The 18041-nt window shown below is 58.7% G+C and carries 19 protein-coding genes and 4 tRNA genes; 7 read left to right on the top strand and 16 right to left on the bottom strand.

The annotated features are described in order from the left end of the window. Position 1: 1 nt before the first annotated feature. The 12 genes from Q8L89_01840 to rplU form a co-directional block, all read right to left on the bottom strand. A complete protein-coding gene (locus Q8L89_01840; protein MDP1707805.1) occupies positions 2 to 307 on the bottom strand; it encodes a DUF3579 domain-containing protein in 306 nt (101 codons plus the stop codon). 178 nt (positions 308 to 485) lie between these two features. After that, positions 486 to 2399 carry a SurA N-terminal domain-containing protein gene (locus Q8L89_01835; protein MDP1707804.1) on the bottom strand — a complete coding sequence of 638 codons (1914 nt, stop codon included), beginning with the start codon at positions 2397 to 2399 and terminating at the stop codon, positions 486 to 488. Between the two features lie 93 nt (positions 2400 to 2492). Continuing rightward, a tRNA-Asp gene (locus Q8L89_01830) sits at positions 2493 to 2569 on the bottom strand. A gap of 126 nt (positions 2570 to 2695) precedes the next feature. Next, positions 2696 to 2771: transfer RNA gene (locus tag Q8L89_01825), tRNA-Val, on the bottom strand. Positions 2772 to 2782: 11 nt separating this feature from the next. Continuing rightward, a complete protein-coding gene (locus tag Q8L89_01820) occupies positions 2783 to 3055 on the bottom strand; it encodes an HU family DNA-binding protein (GenBank protein ID MDP1707803.1) in 273 nt (90 codons plus the stop codon). 120 nt (positions 3056 to 3175) lie between these two features. Beyond that, a complete protein-coding gene (lon, locus tag Q8L89_01815; protein ID MDP1707802.1) occupies positions 3176 to 5602 on the bottom strand; it encodes an endopeptidase La in 2427 nt (808 codons plus the stop codon). 92 nt (positions 5603 to 5694) lie between these two features. Further along, the gene (clpX, locus tag Q8L89_01810; GenBank protein MDP1707801.1) at positions 5695 to 6987 is read right to left on the bottom strand and encodes an ATP-dependent Clp protease ATP-binding subunit ClpX; all 1293 of its coding nucleotides are present in this window, start codon (positions 6985 to 6987) and stop codon (positions 5695 to 5697) included. Between the two features lie 25 nt (positions 6988 to 7012). Continuing rightward, positions 7013 to 7654, bottom strand: a complete 642-nt coding sequence (gene clpP / locus Q8L89_01805; protein MDP1707800.1) for an ATP-dependent Clp endopeptidase proteolytic subunit ClpP — start codon at positions 7652 to 7654, stop codon at positions 7013 to 7015. A 7-nt stretch (positions 7655 to 7661) separates the two neighbouring features. Beyond that, the gene (tig, locus tag Q8L89_01800; protein ID MDP1707799.1) at positions 7662 to 8978 is read right to left on the bottom strand and encodes a trigger factor; all 1317 of its coding nucleotides are present in this window, start codon (positions 8976 to 8978) and stop codon (positions 7662 to 7664) included. A 46-nt stretch (positions 8979 to 9024) separates the two neighbouring features. Beyond that, positions 9025 to 9106, bottom strand: a tRNA-Leu gene (locus tag Q8L89_01795). A 203-nt stretch (positions 9107 to 9309) separates the two neighbouring features. Beyond that, the gene (gene rpmA, locus Q8L89_01790; GenBank protein MDP1707798.1) at positions 9310 to 9567 is read right to left on the bottom strand and encodes a 50S ribosomal protein L27; all 258 of its coding nucleotides are present in this window, start codon (positions 9565 to 9567) and stop codon (positions 9310 to 9312) included. Between the two features lie 21 nt (positions 9568 to 9588). Continuing rightward, on the bottom strand, positions 9589 to 9906 hold the full coding sequence (gene rplU / locus Q8L89_01785) for a 50S ribosomal protein L21 (protein ID MDP1707797.1): 318 nt from the start codon (positions 9904 to 9906) through the stop codon (positions 9589 to 9591). 154 nt (positions 9907 to 10060) lie between these two features. Here rplU and Q8L89_01780 point away from each other — a divergent pair, with 154 nt between their 5' ends. Together Q8L89_01780 and Q8L89_01775 are read left to right on the top strand one after the other, a co-directional pair. After that, entirely contained in the window at positions 10061 to 11029 is a 969-nt protein-coding gene (locus Q8L89_01780; GenBank protein ID MDP1707796.1) for a polyprenyl synthetase family protein, read from the top strand. 95 nt (positions 11030 to 11124) lie between these two features. After that, positions 11125 to 11201 (top strand) — tRNA-Pro (locus tag Q8L89_01775). A 58-nt stretch (positions 11202 to 11259) separates the two neighbouring features. On the opposite strand, the gene Q8L89_01770 is transcribed toward Q8L89_01775, so the two are convergent. The 4 genes from Q8L89_01770 to flgA form a co-directional block, all read right to left on the bottom strand. Further along, on the bottom strand, positions 11260 to 12024 hold the full coding sequence (locus tag Q8L89_01770) for a flagellar brake protein (protein ID MDP1707795.1): 765 nt from the start codon (positions 12022 to 12024) through the stop codon (positions 11260 to 11262). Between the two features lie 51 nt (positions 12025 to 12075). Then, positions 12076 to 12552 (bottom strand): flagellar protein FlgN, encoded by a 477-nt coding sequence (locus Q8L89_01765; GenBank protein MDP1707794.1) that lies wholly within the window; start codon positions 12550 to 12552, stop codon positions 12076 to 12078. 19 nt (positions 12553 to 12571) lie between these two features. Further along, positions 12572 to 12889: a flagellar biosynthesis anti-sigma factor FlgM gene (flgM, locus tag Q8L89_01760; GenBank protein ID MDP1707793.1), complete on the bottom strand. Its 318-nt coding sequence runs from the start codon at positions 12887 to 12889 to the stop codon at positions 12572 to 12574. 85 nt (positions 12890 to 12974) lie between these two features. Next, the gene (gene flgA, locus Q8L89_01755) at positions 12975 to 13784 is read right to left on the bottom strand and encodes a flagellar basal body P-ring formation chaperone FlgA (protein MDP1707792.1); all 810 of its coding nucleotides are present in this window, start codon (positions 13782 to 13784) and stop codon (positions 12975 to 12977) included. A gap of 123 nt (positions 13785 to 13907) precedes the next feature. On the opposite strand from flgA, the gene Q8L89_01750 reads away from it, so the two are divergent. The 5 genes from Q8L89_01750 (at position 13908) to Q8L89_01730 (ending at position 18015) form a co-directional block, all read left to right on the top strand. After that, entirely contained in the window at positions 13908 to 14858 is a 951-nt protein-coding gene (locus tag Q8L89_01750; protein MDP1707791.1) for a chemotaxis protein CheV, read from the top strand. Between the two features lie 369 nt (positions 14859 to 15227). Further along, positions 15228 to 16079, top strand: a complete 852-nt coding sequence (locus Q8L89_01745; protein ID MDP1707790.1) for a protein-glutamate O-methyltransferase CheR — start codon at positions 15228 to 15230, stop codon at positions 16077 to 16079. Positions 16080 to 16488: 409 nt separating this feature from the next. Next, positions 16489 to 16890, top strand: coding sequence for a flagellar basal body rod protein FlgB (gene flgB, locus Q8L89_01740; protein ID MDP1707789.1), 402 nt, complete (start codon positions 16489 to 16491; stop codon positions 16888 to 16890). A 2-nt stretch (positions 16891 to 16892) separates the two neighbouring features. Next, complete coding sequence (gene flgC, locus Q8L89_01735) at positions 16893 to 17321, top strand: flagellar basal body rod protein FlgC (GenBank protein ID MDP1707788.1); 429 nt, start codon at positions 16893 to 16895, stop codon at positions 17319 to 17321. A 13-nt stretch (positions 17322 to 17334) separates the two neighbouring features. Continuing rightward, the gene (locus Q8L89_01730; GenBank protein ID MDP1707787.1) at positions 17335 to 18015 is read left to right on the top strand and encodes a flagellar hook assembly protein FlgD; all 681 of its coding nucleotides are present in this window, start codon (positions 17335 to 17337) and stop codon (positions 18013 to 18015) included. Positions 18016 to 18041: the final 26 nt, after the last annotated feature.

Raw genomic sequence — 18041 nt, 5'->3', positions numbered from 1 at the left:
CTCACGGGCTGTCCGCACACTCCTCATGTATCCTCAGCCGGTTGGTGCGGGCAAAATTGAGAATATACTCAAACGCCACCGGATCCTTCTCGTGCAACACCGTATCCACCACCAGGCACTTTTCGCCGTTCACAATGCGTGGCTGCGCTGTCTTGGAGTATTGAATACGGTGATCGGGGCCAAAACTCGCCAGGGCCGTTGAAATGCGTTCAATCCAGTCACTGGGACGGAACTTGCGCCCATCTTCGCTGACACTTTCAATGACCAGACGGCAGTCCTGCTTGCCTCTCTTGTACTCTTCCTGCATAAGTTTTTGCCTGCTACGGTCCTTATTTCACCTAGTTCGATAGCGACAACATGCGCACTATACTTTAATTCTGGTTGTGCCGTGTGTTTGACCCCGGCGCTGGCCAAAAAGTTCAGCATCGGCGCGGCGAGTTGTACTCCTGTTGGGGGTGAAATGCAAGCCTGCCCGGTCGACATCCTCACAACTTGTCGGGATGTATGACGATATCGGCAGCCTGCTTGAGTCCATCAAGGTAGCCCTGATACTCCACAGCCGCATAGGTGCGCTGCAACTCACGCTGCAACTGCATTCGCGTGGGGGCATCCAGCGAGGCCATATTGCCATCGCGCACGCTGGACAGCTGCACGACCGCATAATCACCCGACCCAAGCGCTACCCCGCCCACGCTGACACCCTTGGACGCCTGCTCAGGTCGCGGCAACTGGAAGGCTACTTGCACCACAGCCGCATTGATTTTGCTCTCATCCCGCCGTATCTGCCCCGGCGCAAACCACTCAAGCTTGTATTCCTGCGCCAGGACCTGCGGGCTTTCGCCAGCCGCCAGTCGCTGCTGTAGCGCCATACCAGCCTTCTCCGTGCGCTCACGTGCCGTCTTCTCGCGCAGGCGCTCTATAATGAGTGCCCTGGCCTCTGCGAGCGAGCGTACCGTGGCAGGCTGACGCTCCTTGATGCGGAGTACCACACTGTGATGATCAGCGATCTCCAACGGCTCGCTGTTGAAGCCGCGCGCCAGCACCTCATCGCCAAAGGCCGCACTGATGACCCTGGGATGGCTGGCGATTCCCTCCCCACCGCTGCGCGGAAACAAGGCACTGGTCATTATCTCAAGCCCCAACTGCTGGGCGGCCACTGCCAGCGTGTCGGCGTGCTCGAAGACGAGGTTGGCAAGGGTTTCCAGTTTCTCAAAATACTGCTGCTCGGCCTTGCCGCGCCGATAATCCTGTACGAGCTGATCCCGCACCGCGTCAAAGCTCTTGTTGGATGCGGGCTGCACTTCCAGCAGCTTGAGCACATGAAAGCCACCTGCCACCTGCACCGGCTCGCTCACAGCGCCTGGCTGCAGCGCAAACAGCGCGTCCTCCACCGTCTTGGGCAGCACACCTCTGGCAACAAATCCGAGGTCTCCACCCTGCCGGGCACTGGCAGCATCCTGGGAAAACTCTACAGCCAGCTCGGCGAACGCCTCACCCTTGCGCAGACGCTGCACCAGTGAGTCAGCCTTGGCTTTCGCCGCGTCAATTGTCACGGTATCGCCCTGGTCAGGAGTAATGACGATCTGGCTCACACGGCGGCGCTCCTGCACGGCATAGTTGGCTGCATGCTCATCGTAAAATTCGCGCAGGTCTGAGTCGGTAGGCATGATATTGAGCGCGAGGTTCGTCACTGCCAGGTCGACATACTCGATGCTCACCTGCTCCGGCACAGTAAATTGCTCACTATGCCCCAGATAATAAGCACTGATTGCAGCCTCGCCCGGATCCTGCTCCTCGACAAACTGCGTCAGCGGCAAAACCATATAACCGATCTCGCGCTGCTGCTCCCTGAGACGAACCATGCGCTCCAACTCCCGCTGCGCAACCACCGCGCTCAACGTCACACCGCTGTTGAGCTGGTCGCTGAGCAGCGCCTGACGCAGGCGATTCTCAAACTCTGCCGGGGTGAGACCGATGGCGCGCAGGCGCTGCTCATACATCCCTTTTGAGAAAATACCGTTGTCAAGCAGTTCTGGCATGGCGTGAAGCTGCTCTGCCAGCTTTGCATCGCTGATCCGCAGACCGGCGGCCGTAGCGGCCTGACCAATCAATACTTCCTCGACCATGCGCTCAACTACTGCATGCTTGACCTGCGTTTCGTCTGCGTACTGTTGGTCGTACGCCTTGCCAAGCAGGCTGCGCAGGCGCTGCCTCTCCTGCTCATACGCCCGCTGAAACTCGCGCTGGTCTATACCTGTGCCGTTGACGCTCGCGACGCTGACTGCCGCATTGGGATTGGCATACTCCTGTATGCCCCACAACGCAAACGGAATGATGAGTAGGAGAATGATGACGCGTGCGACCCAAGCCTTGGAGCGCTCACGAAGTGCCTGCAACATTAGACGATTCTACCGATACAATTAAGAAGCTGCGGTAACCCTGAGAATTAAAAGAGGACGCCCATAACAGAGCGCCCTCTCGTCACAATACAGTGGCGGAGTGGACGGGACTCGAACCCGCGACCCCCGGCGTGACAGGCCGGTATTCTAACCAGCTGAACTACCACTCCTAAATGCTGTCACCTCGAAAAGCCCGGCCTTTGACCGGCAACGCCCAGCGTTACCACGTGCCTGTGGTAACCGCCCTGCCCGCCGACACTCCGGTTCCGCAACTTTTATGAGGTACCCAGCTGTGCTGGTGGGTGCTGAGGGGTTCGAACCCCCGACATTCGCCGTGTAAAGGCGACGCTCTCCCAGCTGAGCTAAGCACCCAAGGAAGCCGCCTAGTTTACGGCATCCTTGAGGGCTTTGCCAGCCTTGAACGCAGGTACCTTGGCGGCCTTGATCTTGATGGTGGCGCCGGTCTGCGGGTTACGTCCGCTACGCGCTGCGCGCTTACGCACCAGGAAGGTGCCGAAGCCGACCAATGCCACCTGATCACCCTTTTTCAGCGCCTTGGTAATCGCGGCGATCACGGAGTCTACAGCTTCGCCCGCCGCAGACTTGGAAATATCGGCGGAAGCTGCAACTGCATCGATTAATTCTGATTTATTCACTGATGGATCTCCCTCTGGTTAAATATGGTATGGCCCATGCTTCGGCTGCATCACAGCTTGCGCCTTTATACCAACTGCCGGAAAGCCGTGTCAAGCAAATACGCTCGTGCCCCGGGCGCATCAGTGCTTGGTGAGATTGTTCCCTTCTTTGCTTTCTGCTGAACTGTCCTGCTTCACTACTGGTGCGGGTTTTTCCGACAACGGTTCAGGTTTATATTGCAATGCAATATTAAGCACTTCGTCAATCCAACGTACCGGGCGAACATTCAACCGCTGCAATACATCTTTGGAGATTTCCGTCAAATCCCGGCGATTCTCTTCGGGAATGATGACTGTTGTAATACCGCCACGGTGTGCGGCCAGCAACTTTTCCTTGAGCCCGCCAATCGGCAATACTTCTCCGCGCAAGGTGATTTCGCCGGTCATGGCCACATCGGCACGTACCGGTATCTGTGTCAGTGCGGAAACCAGTGCGGTGCACATACCGACACCCGCGCTGGGGCCATCCTTGGGCGTCGCGCCTTCCGGCACATGGATGTGAATATCACTCTTTTCAAACACATCGCTCCCGATGCCCAGTACCGCTGCCCGGTTACGCACTACTGTCCGCGCGGCTTCAATGGATTCTTTCATGACATCGCCGAGCTGGCCGGTGCGAATAATATTGCCCTTGCCACCCACCACGGCGGCCTCGATCGTGAGCAATTCGCCGCCTGCCTCGGTCCAGGCGAGCCCCGTGACCTGGCCGATCTGGTCATGCTCTTCTGCCCGTCCAAAGCGGAAACGGCGCACACCGAGATACTTCTCCAGACTACGCACACCAATCACCGCACGATGCTTGCCCGGCTTGAGTAAAATCTCCTTCACCACCTTGCGGCACACCTTGGATATTTCGCGCTCCAGATTACGCACCCCCGCCTCACGGGTGTGGTAGCGGATGATATCGCGCAATGCCGCCTCATTGAACGCCAACTCCTTGCCCTTCAGCCCGTTGCTGCCCATTTGCTTGGGAATCAGGTAGCGCTGCGCAATATTGATCTTCTCATCTTCGGTATAACCCGAGAGGCGTATCACTTCCATGCGGTCGAGCAGTGGCGCAGGGATATTGAGGGTATTGGCCGTGGCCACGAACATCACGCTGGACAGGTCATAATCAACCTCCAGGTAGTGATCGTTGAAGGAATGATTTTGCTCGGGGTCGAGCACCTCGAGCAAGGCAGATGCCGGATCGCCCCGGAAATCCATCGCCATTTTGTCTATTTCATCAAGCAAAAACAATGGATTACGTGTTCCTACCTTGGCCAGGTTCTGAATGATCTTGCCGGGCATGGAACCGATATAGGTGCGACGATGGCCGCGTACTTCAGCCTCATCACGCATGCCGCCCAGTGACATGCGTACAAACTTGCGGTTGGTGGCGCGCGCGATCGAGCGCCCCAGCGAGGTCTTGCCCACGCCGGGGGGGCCTACCAGACAGAGAATCGGACCCTTCAGCTTGTTGACGCGCTGCTGCACGGCCAGGTACTCCAGGATGCGCTCCTTGACCTTCTCCAGGCCATAGTGGTCGGCCTCCAGCACTTCTTCCGCGAGCGCCAGGTCATGGCTGGTCTTGCTCTGTTTTTTCCACGGCACACTGACCAGCCAGTCGAGGTAGTTACGCACCACGGTCGCCTCGGCTGACATCGGCGACATCATCTTGAGTTTGTTGAGCTCTGCCGAGGCCTTGTTGCGCGCCTCCTTGGGCATACCGGATTTCTTGATCTTCCTGGCCAGATCTTCCAGCTCGTTTGGAGCCTCGTCGAGGTCGCCCAGCTCCTTCTGGATCGCCTTCATCTGCTCATTGAGATAGTACTCGCGCTGATTCTTTTCCATCTGGCGCTTGACACGCCCACGGATGCGCTTCTCCACCTGCAATAGATCAAGTTCACGCTCGAGCAGACCAATCAGGTGCTCCAGCCGTCCGCGCGGCTCAACCATCTCCAGAATGTTCTGCTTTTCCTCCAGACGCAACGTCATGTGCGCCGCCACCGTATCCGCCAGACGACCGGGGTCGTCGATGCTGGAGAGCGATGACATGATCTCCGGCGGAACCTTTTTGTTGAGCTTTACATACTGGTCAAACTGGTCGAGCAGTGAACGCGCCAGCACCTCGGTCTCGCGCTCATCCATCGGCGTGGCTGGGGTCGTAGCGACCTGTGCCGTAAAGTAGTCTTCACTGTCCAGGAAGTGCAGTATGCGCGCCCGCTCTCCGCCCTCCACCAACACGCGCACCGTGCCGTCAGGCAGCTTGAGCAACTGCAGGATGCTCGAAAGCGTACCGATCTCGTAAATATCGGCGCTCTGGGGCTCGTCCAGTGCCGCACTCTTCTGGGCAGCGAGCAGAACCTGCTTGTTACCCGCCATCGCGGCCTCCAGCGCCTTAATGGACTTGGCACGACCGACAAACAGCGGGATGACCATGTGCGGGTACACCACCACATCGCGCAGCGGCAACACCGGCACCACGGTGGGAGTAGTTGCAGTCAGGTCAGTGGATTCAGACGTCATAGCGATAATTCCTGACACCCGGGCCGCAGCCCTGCGCCTTCAGTATTGAAAGTGTTGTCCTGCTACCGAGATGCGGACCACGCCTCGATAATTCAAGCCCCCACGCCCGAGTGCGGCGCCGCACGCTGCTGCTCGGTACCGTCGTATATCATGAGTGGTTCGTTCTGCCCATTGATCACGCCGGCATCGACTACCACTTTGCTCACCTGGCTCATGGATGGCAGGGTATACATGGTATCCAGCAGCACACGCTCGAGTATGGAGCGCAGTCCGCGTGCGCCGGTCTTGCGTTCCAGCGCCTTGCGCGCCACTGCCAGCAGCCCGTCCTCGCGAAACTCCAGCTGACTGCCCTCCATTTCAAACAATTTCGTGAATTGCTTGACGATGGCATTTTTCGGCTCGGTAAGAATGCGCATCAAGGCCTCTTCGTCCAGCTCCTCCAGCGTCGCCACGACCGGCAGACGCCCGACAAACTCAGGGATGAGGCCATAGCGAATCAGGTCCTCGGGTTCGACGGAGTGCAACACCTCACTCATGCTCTTTTTGTTGTCCTTGCTCCTGACTTCGGCGGAGAAACCGATGCCGCCCCGCTCGGAGCGGTCGCGAATGATTTTTTCCAGTCCGGAAAACGCACCACCACAGATAAACAGGATATTGGCAGTATTGACCTGCAGGAACTCCTGCTGCGGATGCTTGCGCCCGCCCTGCGGCGGTACGGAGGCGATGGTACCTTCGATCAGCTTGAGCAGCGCCTGCTGCACGCCTTCACCGGATACGTCACGGGTGATGGAGGGATTGTCGGACTTGCGCGAAATTTTGTCGATTTCATCAATGTAGACGATGCCCGTCTGCGCCTTCTCCACATCGTATTCGGCCTTTTGCAACAGTTTCTGGACGATGTTTTCCACATCCTCGCCGACATATCCGGCCTCGGTCAGGGTAGTGGCATCGGCAATGGCAAAGGGCACATTCAACAGCCGCGCCAGCGTTTCGGCGAGCAGGGTCTTGCCGGAGCCGGTGGGGCCCACCAGCAGGATGTTGCTCTTGGTCAGCTCGACATCTTCCTTCTTTTGCCCGACCTCAAGCCGCTTGTAGTGGTTATAGACTGCAACCGACAATACCTTTTTGGCGTGCGTCTGACCAACCACATAGTCATCCAGGATGCTCTTGATTTCGTGTGGCGTGGGCAGCTTGCCCTTGGCGAGCGTGGACTTCTCTCGCACTTCCTCGCGGATGATGTCGTTGCACAGCTCGACACATTCGTCGCAGACATACACCGAAGGACCAGCGATGAGCTTGCGCACTTCGTGCTGACTCTTGCCGCAGAATGAGCAGTACAACAGCTTGTCACCGCTACCGCTCTTGCCGTGTTTATCGTCGATCATCGATTGCCTCGCACATACTGGTTGCTCAAGCCTTCTTGGCCTCGCGCTCTGTCAGCACCGAGTCAATTAAACCATACTTCACTGCCGCCTGACCGTCCATAAAATTATCGCGATCCGTGTCACGCTGAACCTTTTCCAGCGACTGGCCGGTGTGCTTCTCCAGAATCCGGTTCAGTCGCTCACGCACCGCCAATATCTCACGCGCGTGTATGTCAATGTCGGCGGCCTGGCCCTGGAAGCCGCCCAGTGGCTGGTGAATCATGAGCCTCGAATGCGGCAGACAGTAGCGCTTGCCCTTGGCGCCGCCCGCAAGCAGCAATGCGCCCATGGACGCCGCCTGGCCGATGCACATGGTGCTCACATCCGGCCTGATAAACTGCATGGTGTCGTAGATCGACAGCCCCGCGCTTACTACGCCACCCGGCGAATTGATGTAGAGATGGATGTCCTTGTCAGGATTCTCTGACTCCAGAAACAGCAGCTGGGCCACGATCAGGTTTGCGCTGTGGTCTTCAACCGGACCCACCAGAAAAATTACGCGCTCCTTGAGCAGGCGCGAATAGATATCGTAGGCACGCTCACCTCGTGGTGATTGCTCTACTACCATGGGCACGAGGTTAAGGTTGGTCACTGAATCCGCTCCGTTGCTAGTGTACGTATCGGTCATTGCGCCCCTATCCTTTAATCGTCTGGACACTGCCGGGATTCAGCAGGGCGGAAAATGTTGTGGGCACTCTGCTGGCATCGACTTGCGCCAGCAACCAGTCCACCACCTGATCCTCCAGCGCCAGTGACTCAATACGCGCCAGTTCATCAGGATTCTGATAGTACCAGTTTACCACTTCATCCGGCTTCTGGTAGGTGGCCGCAATACCTTCCACCAGGCCGCGCACACGGCCCGGCTCGGGCTTGATATTCTCGCGTAGCGCCACCTCGCTGAACAACAGCCCCAGGGTCACCCGGCGACGGGCGGCGGCGGCGTACTCGTCACGCGGCCGTTCTGCGGCGTGCGCGCCCCTGCCCTGAACACCGACCTGATTGCGCGCCTGCGCCTGCAAATGATCGATCTCGCGCTCCAGCAGCGCCTTGGGTATCTCAATCGGATACGCCGCCAGCATGGCGTCCATCAACTGCTGCTTGGTCTGGGTACGGATGGCCTGGTCCAGCTCGCGCTGCATGTTGTTACGCGCCTCACGCCGCAGCGCCTCAAGCGTGCCATCTTCCACCCCGAAGGAGCGCACGAAGTCTTCATCCAGTGCTGGCAGCACCGGCTCGGAAACCGAAATCACCTGCAGGGTATACTCCACCGGTTTGCCTGCCAGGTCAGGGCTCTGGTAATCGGCCGGGAAGCTGTAATTGACGGTAATGGTCTGCCCGGCCTCTGCGCCCAGCAACTGCTGATCAAACTCCGGGGCATTGGACCCCACTATAAAGGCGTGCTCCTTATCAGGGTCACCCTGCGGCTCGCCACCGTCTATGCGGGTAGTGAAGGTCACCTGCAACTGGTCACCCTGGATGGCCCCGCGCTCAACCTGGTTCCAGCTGCGACGCTGTTTGCGCAGCGTCTCCAGCATGGCGTCGATGTCCTCTTCGGTAATGCTGGCATCCGGCTGCGCCACCTTCAACGCGCTGAAGGAACCCCAGGCAATCTCGGGATATACTTCAAATGTCGCGCTGTAGGCCAAGCCCTGGCCCTCGCTTGCGGTGCGGGCTTCGATACGTGGCCCCCCTGCCGGCCGCAGGCTGTTTTGTTCCACAGCCTCCTCGAAACTTTGCTGCATCAGATCACCCAGCACCTCGCCCAGCACCTGCTTTCCAAACTTCTTCTCCACCACCGTGAACGGCACCTTTCCTACCCGAAAGCCATCCAGGCGTACGGTGCGGGCGAGTTTCCTGAGCCGGATCTGGAGGGCCTGCGTTACCCGCTCCTCAGGCAGCTCAACAGTCATCCGGCGCTCAAGCCCGGTGGTGGTTTCAATCGATACGTGCATCGTCAATATTCCTCACGGCTGATGGGCGCCTGCACTAGCAGGCTTGTGCGAAAGGAGAGACTTGAACTCTCACGGGTTGCCCCACTGGCACCTAAAGCCAGCGCGTCTACCAATTTCGCCACTTTCGCAATCTTGATTAGGCCATATTATACAGGAACTCGACAGCTGTTCCCGCACGACGTACGCAGGGCTTTTCTGCCTTGCAGGGCTGCAAAACCCGGGGCGTAAAACGGCCGCCACGCTACCCGCAGGTTGCTGCGACGGCACAAAAAAAAGCCCCGCAAGCGGGGCTTTTTTGCTGGTTCCTCAAGGCTGTTGTTGCGGGCAGTGCTCAGCCTGCCACTACGCTCACGAAACGGCGGCCCAGCGGACCTTTCACCTCAAACTTCACCAAGCCGTCGGCGATGGCGAACAACGTGTGATCCTTGCCCACCCGAACATTGACCCCCGGGTGATAGGCTGTGCCGCGCTGCCGCACGATGATGTTGCCCGCCACCACGCGCTCGCTACCGAAGCACTTGACGCCGAGGCGCTTGGATTGGGAATCGCGGCCGTTACGGGTGCTGCCGCCAGCTTTTTTGTGTGCCATGGTTGCCTGCCTTTAAATGGGCTAGTTACCTGCGGTAATGCCGGTAATCTGAAGTTCAGTATAGGCCTGACGATGACCCTGGGTACGGGCGTAATGCTTGCGGCGACGGAATTTTATGATACGCACCTTGTCGCCACGGCCATGGGCCTTTACGGTAGCCGTCACTTTGCCGCCCTGAACATAGGGCGCACCGACGTTGATATCGGACCCCTCACCCACCAGCAGCACCTGATCAAAATCGATCACAGCGCCTTGCTCCGCAGGCAGCAGCTCCACTCGCACCGTCTCACCTTCAGCGACCCGGTACTGCTTGCCGCCGGTCTCAATCACCGCGTACATACCATTTACACCCTGCCTATACAATCGAGCCCGAAATTGTAGCGCCTCCAGCGCCCAAGGTCAAACCCCTCCCGCACGAGCCACCCGGTTGCTGCATTTTTAAGGATGGCCTGCTAGCATGGCCGCTCTCCATACCCCCAATACGGCCCGACACATGACGCTAGAGGACATGCACGCCCTTATCCGCCGGGACATGCAGGCGGTAGACGCCTTGATCCAGCAACGGCTTGCCTCCGACGTCGTGCTGATCAATCAGCTGGGGAGCCATATCATTAACAGTGGCGGCAAACGTCTGCGCCCGGCGCTGGTACTGCTCGCCGCCCACGCCTGCGGTTACCAGGGCAGCCAGCATATCGGCCTGGCGGCCGTGATCGAGTTTATTCATACCGCCACCTTGTTGCACGACGACGTAGTAGATGGGTCTGAACTCAGGCGCGGCAAGGAAACCGCTAACAGCGTATGGGGCAACGAGGCCAGCGTGCTGGTAGGTGACTTTCTGTATTCGCGCGCGTTTGAAATGATGGTGGAGGCCGATGAGATGGAGGTGATGCAAATTCTTGCCCACACTACCAATGTCATTGCCGAGGGCGAGGTCCTGCAGCTCCTGCACTGCCATGACCCGGACACCACCGAACAGCGCTATCTGGAAGTGATCCGCTGCAAAACGGCAAAACTGTTCGAGGCCGCTGCCTTGCTGGGCGCAGTACTCAGCCACCAATCTGCACAGGTACGGCAGGCCTTGGCCGCTTACGGCATGCATCTGGGCATGGCGTTTCAACTCACGGACGATGCACTGGATTACAGTGCATCGTCCGAGCAACTGGGGAAAAACGTGGGAGACGACCTGGCCGAAGGAAAGCCAACGCTACCCCTCATTCACGCCCTGCGTACTGCCGATGCAGCGCAAAAGGGCGTATTGCACAATGCCATTGCAGCGGGTGGACGCGAGCACATCCTGTCGGTCACTGCCGCCATTGAATCCACCGGGGCCATCGCGTACACTGCGCGCTCGGCCAAGGTGGAGGCTGACAAGGCCATTGCCACGCTGGCGGCGTTACCCGGATCGCCATATAAGGACGCCCTCATCGTGCTTGCCGAATTTTCTGTCAGCCGCAGTTATTGAGTGGCATGTCACAAACAGCAAGGCATTGGGGAACGCATGCCTGCCCTGCTGCGGTCTTGCAATGTGACACGTACTGTCCGCCACTGTCATTCAATCGGGGTGTAGCTCAGCTTGGTAGAGCACTAGCTTCGGGAGCTAGGGGCCGGAGGTTCAAATCCTCTCACCCCGACCAACATCGCATCGACAACACTCGTCCGTACCGCTACCTGCCTGCCGACACAGCAACCAGACTACTTCCGCTGTCTGTCCTGCTTGCGCATCTCGCGGTCAAGTGATGCCACAAAACGTGCTATGCGCGCCTCCGTCGCCATATCCAAATCCAAAAAGCGCACGCCCACACGCCACTGGCCTGACTGTATCTCCCTGCTCACAGAACGCACCTCTACTGCGCTCGATATCTCGTCATGCGGCGCAAACCTGATCACACAGCGGGGAATGAGGTCGCCATGGTTGAGCGCTGTATCAGGAAAATTGCATCGGGCGCCGAGTCCGCCCACCGCAATATCAGACAGCTGACCCGACAACGTCTCGCCCCATGCAGTCATGAAAGTTACTCGTATCTGACTACCCGCCCCGATGCGGGCGCGATAATGGGAGCGGCGTTGCGCGTAGTTCAACGTGCCGGGTAACGCCACCCGGTAGTAGGCCATGCCATCTTTGGAGCCAGCTTCGAGCAACACACTGGAAAAATCGATCTCGACACCGCGCAATTGTCCCTGCACATGCAGCGCACGCTGCTGAATCAGATGCGCATGGCCCTGCCTGGGGATCAACTCATCCAGCAACATGCTGTTGTTGTCGGGTCGCACGGAAAGCAGGGTACTGTTGTACCGCTCAGCTACACCCGGCACGCCTACCGAGAGTAGTGCGCGTTTCTGATGCAGCCGTAGCACCAGGCCTGCAATACGCGCCCCATGGGTGACTCTTTCCACCCGTGTTACACCCTTGTCAACAGCCTGTTCCGCCAGTATCTCGGGCGTATGGGTAGCGGGCATCGGCCAGGCAGTGCAGGGCAGGTGTGATCTATAAAACCGGGGCGTCAAAGATCAGGCGGTTGCCAGCATGTGCGGCGGAGGTGGCCCGAATGCCTCACCAGAGGCACTGTAAACCGTCTGGTCGGCGGACTGGCCACGGAGCAGGGAAAGCGCACGCAGTGTATGGCGACGGCTGAGCTCTATGACACTGCCATTGATCTGGTTCTGGCGCTGACACTCCACCAGGATGCGCTGCACCTGTTGCCAGCGTGCGACAACATCCGGGTGGGCAGTCAAGCCAGGTGCTGCACTCTGTGGATCACCCGTCACGCCTGCCGCGCGCAGGCCATCACTGCGGGCATCGACGAGCGCCTCCACCTGCCGTAACCAGTACAGTTTTTCTTGTGCTGCCTGCTCCAGCAACTCCGGGGTGTTACTGGTCACTGCAGTGTGCTCACGATGCAACACCTGCAATAACTGCATACAGTGTTCGATTCCGCACTGCATAATTTCCAGCAGCGAGGCCGAGGAAGAGTCAGCTGCGTGCATGGGCGATGTCATGGCGTGCTCAGGCTTTATCCGTGAGCGCGGCTTCCAGCCGCACGATCTTTTCGGCAACGCGCGCAGAGTCGATCCCGTAGCTACCTTGGGCAATCGCCTGCTTGATCTCCTGCACACGCTGCTCGTCGACCACAGGCAATGAAGCTACCCGCGCCTGCAGCTCCTGCACCCGGGCGCTGGTTTCGGTAAGGCTCAGCCTGTCAGCAACCGGAGCGACATGGCTATCCTGCGCCTGCGATGCCTGCCCACGCTCCACGCGCGCCTCGGAACCCTTGGCGTGAGACTTACCCAGCCCGGCAACCAATGCATCAATTTCTCGCGTCATGACTCAGCACTCCAATAATCCTATTTATAGTTCCCCGCTGATTGTAGCGGCAGGCAAAATGGAAACTTTAGCCCTGTTTATGCCCTTACATATGCACCCGGATCAGGCCGGGCGCCACCACTGTACCCTCAATCACCCGCTTGGAGCCGAGATTACGCACCTTTATAAGCTCGCCCGCAACACCATCGGTAAGGGCCCGGCCCTGCATGCGCACCTCCATACCTGAGCCCTCGGCCACCAGTATCACTTGCTCGTCGCGACGCACCAGACGCGGCTCTTCCAGGCTATCTAACGTCACTACCATATCGCCCGGCAGGGGCCGCCGCAACACCTTACCCACCACCTGCTGCGGGTCTGTCAGCACGCCGGCAGCACCAGCACTCAACTCAACCTGGGCCATGCGTACATCCTGCAACTTCAGAACGCTGGCCATGGCCAAGGGACGCGCCGCCACAACGGCCTCACCATACAGCTTGATGGCCACCGGCACATAGAGCGACCAGGGCCGGGGGCCCTTACAGCGCACCCCCACGGTAGTATTGCCCAGACTACGCGTGCCCGGCGGTGCATAAACCGTCAATTTTGTGCCGCATGCGGCAAGCCGCAGCCGCGAATCGAGTGCGCCTACCTCTACCCGGTATGTCCCGCCTGCCCGTGCTGACCTGTCAGCACCCGCCTCCACGGCAAACTCACTCACGGCATCGATGATCTGATCCAGATCCTGAAATGCATCCGCCAGCGCCGAACTACAGCCCAGCAGCCATACTGCAAGTACCCCTGTCAGCAGGCAGTTGCCACCCCCGCTGGCACCTGCCCGTACGGGCCGGTGCCAGCTCTCGACAGCCTGTGGCAGGACATACTGGGCAGGTATTTTTTCTGCGTTCCGGGTTTTCATGTCTGGAATCAGTGCAAATCACATGCCAGCAGGCGGATGTCTCCCAGACTAAAGTCTTGTGCCCTGCCCGCCGCTATTCCCAATTAGCTAGAGTGCAGTTCCCATATTATTCAGGAGGGTATCATGGCAGGCGTAATGGACGAGGTTAATCAACGCACACGTCTGGTTGGACACAACCGGCTGGAGTTGCTGCTGTTTCGCCTTGGCAGCCGTCAGCGTTTCGGCATTAACGTATTCAAGATCCAGGAAGTGATCAAGTGCCCGCCACTCACCCATGTGCCGCGCTCACACCCTGTCGTGCGCGGTATGGCGCACATGCGCGGCAAAACCATCCCCGTGATGGATCTGGGTCTGGCTATCGGCGGTCCCGCCCTCAAAGAGTATGCCGGCAGCTTTATCATTATTACTGAGTACAACCGCTCGATACAGGGGTTTCTGGTCAGTAGCGTAGACCGCATCGTCAATATGAAATGGGAAACCATCCTGCCGCCGCCCAAGGGCGCCGGCAACAACAGTTATATGACGGCGGTAACACATGTCGATAACGATCTGGTCGAGATCATCGACGTGGAAAAAGTGCTGGCCGAGGTAAGTGGCACCGTAACCGAAGTCTCTGATGCCGTACTCCAGAGCAGTGGCGCGGAAGCCGCAGAGCGACGCACGCATCAGCATATTCTGGTCGTGGATGATTCGAGCGTAGCGCGCAAGCAGATCGTGCGTACGCTGGAACAGCTCGGCGTGACCTGCACCGTGGCGTGCGACGGGCGCCAGGCGCTTACACTGCTGCAGAAGCTGGCCGATGAAGACGTGTCGGTTACGGAACGTTTTGCGATGGTGATCTCGGACGTCGAGATGCCGGAAATGGACGGCTATACACTCACTACCGAAATCAGAAAAGATCCACGCCTGAAGGATTTGTATGTGATGTTGCACACCTCGTTGAGCGGGGTATTCAACGCCGCCCTGGTACAGAAAGTCGGGGCCAACACCTTCCTGCCCAAGTTTCATGCCGATGACCTGGCCCAGAACGTAATCAAGCACCTGGAGCAGGCATCTTCGGTCCAGGCGGCCTAGATACAGAGTCCGGCCCGGGCTGACCGCAACGGCCCCAGATCATCCTCGGCACATGATAGCGGTGCATATCGGGTCACAAGCACCGGACTTGATGCGCAGCATTCAGCGGGAACTACTTACTGGTTACTGTAGGCTCGATTCGTGCGTGTGTCCGGCCCCGGCGATCACATCGATACAGCAGGTGTGTACTGAACCGTGCCCAAATCACTGTTCAAATCACGCCTGCGGCAATCATCGCCAGCCCGGTTATAATGCGCACGGGGTGAGCGTTTTCTCACGCTGCATCGGCGATTCCGCCATCTTTCTGCACTTTATCCTGCAACCGGCGTTATCATAAACCACATATTCCACCCAAAAAGAGCTTATCTTTTGGCCTCACCAACCATTACACCTTCAGAGTACCAGGCCTTCCGTATTCTTCTGGAAGAAGCCTGCGGCATCCTCTTGGGCGAAGACAAACACTATCTGGTCAGCAGTCGCCTGGGCCGCCTGATGCAGGAAGAAGGTCTGGCGACGCTCGGTGAACTGGTCACACGCCTGTCCGGCATACGCGGGGCCAGCCTGCGCACACGCGTGATCGACGCCATGACCACCAATGAGACGCTCTGGTTCCGTGATACTACACCGTATGACGCGCTTACCCTGCATATCCTGCCACAGTTTGCACAGACCCCGCTCGGCCGGCCCCTGCGTATCTGGTCCGCCGCCTGCTCCTCGGGCCAGGAACCGTACTCCATCAGCATTGCGGTGCAGGAGTATTTGCTGGGCAAGCCCGGGCAACTGACATGGGGGGTACAGATCGTCGGCACTGATATCTCCAGCGCCATCCTGAAAGAGGCCAATGCCGGCATCTATGACAGCACCAGCCTTGCACGTGGCCTGTCACCCGAGCGGCGCCAGCGTTTCTTCACACCCGTGGACGGCAAGTGGCAGGTGAAACCCGAGCTGCGCACCCGCGTGAGCTTCAAGGAGTTAAACCTCAAACAAAGCTACGCCGCACTGGCCAAATTCGACATCATCTTCTGCCGCAACGTGTTGATCTATTTCTCGGCAGACCTCAAGCGTGACATCCTGACCCGGATGGCACAAGCGCTCAATCCTGATGGCTACCTGATCCTTGGCTCATCGGAGGCCATTTCCAACCTGAGCAGCGCTTTCGAAATGGTGCACTATGCCAGCGGGGTGGTTTACCGATTGAAGAACAGTACGGCGGGGCGATAGCTGCCGCCGCAGGACATCCGTAACAACCATGCAGGATCTTGTATGCGTGGGGTGGCAGCGGGACGCCGGTGGCCTGTTGGGTATGCTGCTTAACGGAATTATCCTGTCCGGATCAGCTGCAGAAATCGCCCCTATCCGCGAGCACGTGACTCCGGCGGCACTACTGCTGACATCCGGCCACCGTTCTTCGCATACCCGAGACTGACTTCAGTTCCGGTCACGGCCTGCCGATAACCTGTACGCCTTCCCCACACCTTGCCGCTGCGGCATGATCTTGCCGCACACCCACCTGTCGCCGTGCCGCCCATCCCCTCTGCAACTGCTGTTTTTCTGCTCCCGGCAGGCTTTCCCACGTCTGGCACGGAGATTGCTCCTGTGCAGCGCAGGAAGCTAAAGCAGGACCAGCAACATGCCGATAACACTTGATGGCGCATTTGGAGTACATGAGCAGGCACTCGGCCTGTATGCACAGCGTGCCGAAATCCTCGCCACCAACCTCGCCAACGCCGACACCCCCCACTACCGCGCACGCGACATCGACTTCAAGGCCGCGCTTGCCAGCGCGCAGGCGGCGGGTGACCACACATCGGTCGCAGTCACCCATGCAAAGCACATACAGCCCGGCACCGGCATCCGCGATGAATATTCCTTGCTCTACCGCAACCCGTCCCAAGCCTCCCTGGACGGCAACACGGTAGATACGCAAGTGGAGCATGCCGAGTTTGCGCAGAACGCATTGCGCTATTCGGCCAGCATTACCTTTCTCAACGGTAAAATCAAGGGCCTGTTGGGCGCCATCAGAGGTGAATGACTATGTCACTACTCAATATCTTTGATATCGCCGGCAGCGGCATGAGCGCGCAGTCGCTGCGCCTCAACACCACATCCAGCAATCTCGCCAACGCAGAAACTGCCAGCAGCAGTGCGGAACAAGCCTACCGTGCACGTCATCCGGTATTCGCCGCCGTGATGGGTGCACTCAACGGCGGCAATGATCTGGGGCAAAACGCCAGCCGCGGCGTGCAGGTGCTCGGCATCGTTGAAAGCAAGGCACCGGTACAAAGCCGCTACGAACCCGGGAATCCCCAGGCCGACGCCAATGGCTATATCTATCTACCCAACGTCAACATGGTAGAGGAAATGGCTAACATGATTTCAGCCTCGCGCTCTTACCAGAGCAACGTCGAGGCGGCCAATACCTCAAAACAGCTGCTACTGAAAACACTCACACTTGGCCAGTAGGCAGGAGACATAAATGAACACTATAGAAAGCACCAATCCTTATGAAGCACTGGGTTTGGCGACGACCACAGCCCCGGCATCCGGCGCCAAAAACAAGCTCGGCCAGGAACAGTTTCTGAAACTTATGACTGCACAACTGCAGAACCAGAACCCCACCAAACCGCTCGATAATGCCGAATTCCTGAGCCAGATCGCACAGTTCAGTACTGTAAGCGGCATCCAGGATTTGCAGACAGCCTTCTCCAAACTAGCCGACAGTCTGGGCTCCGGCCAGGCCCTGCAGGGCGCCAGTATGGTAGGCCGCGGCGTTCTGGCTCCGGGCAGCTATGGCAACATACTCGCCCCCGACACAGGCCTCAGCGGTGCCGTGGATCTTGCCACGAGTACCTCAAACCTTACCCTCGCCATTTACGACGCCGCAGGCCAACTGGTACGCCGCCTCGACCTCGGCCAGCAAGCCAGTGGACTCGTGTCCTTTGGCTGGGACGGAACCACGGATGGGGGTGAGGCAGCCGCACCCGGTCGCTATCGCATCCAGGCCACCACTCTCATCGATGGTCGTGCGCAGGGCGCGGACACCCTGATCGATGCCCGCGTCGAGAGTGTCACCCTGGGCAATAACGGGCAGGGGCTGAGCCTCAATCTCTTCGGGGGAAACACCATCGCACTGTCCGCCGTACGACAAATATTCTAGTTAATCGCATGTGAGTCGCAGACTTA

The sequence above is a fragment of the Gammaproteobacteria bacterium genome, from assembly GCA_030680605.1.
In the GTDB taxonomy this organism is placed as follows: Bacteria; Pseudomonadota; Gammaproteobacteria; order SURF-13; family SURF-13; genus JAQBXX01.
Note: the sequence above shows the minus strand (reverse complement) of the source record. Positions and strands in the feature narration are given on the sequence as shown.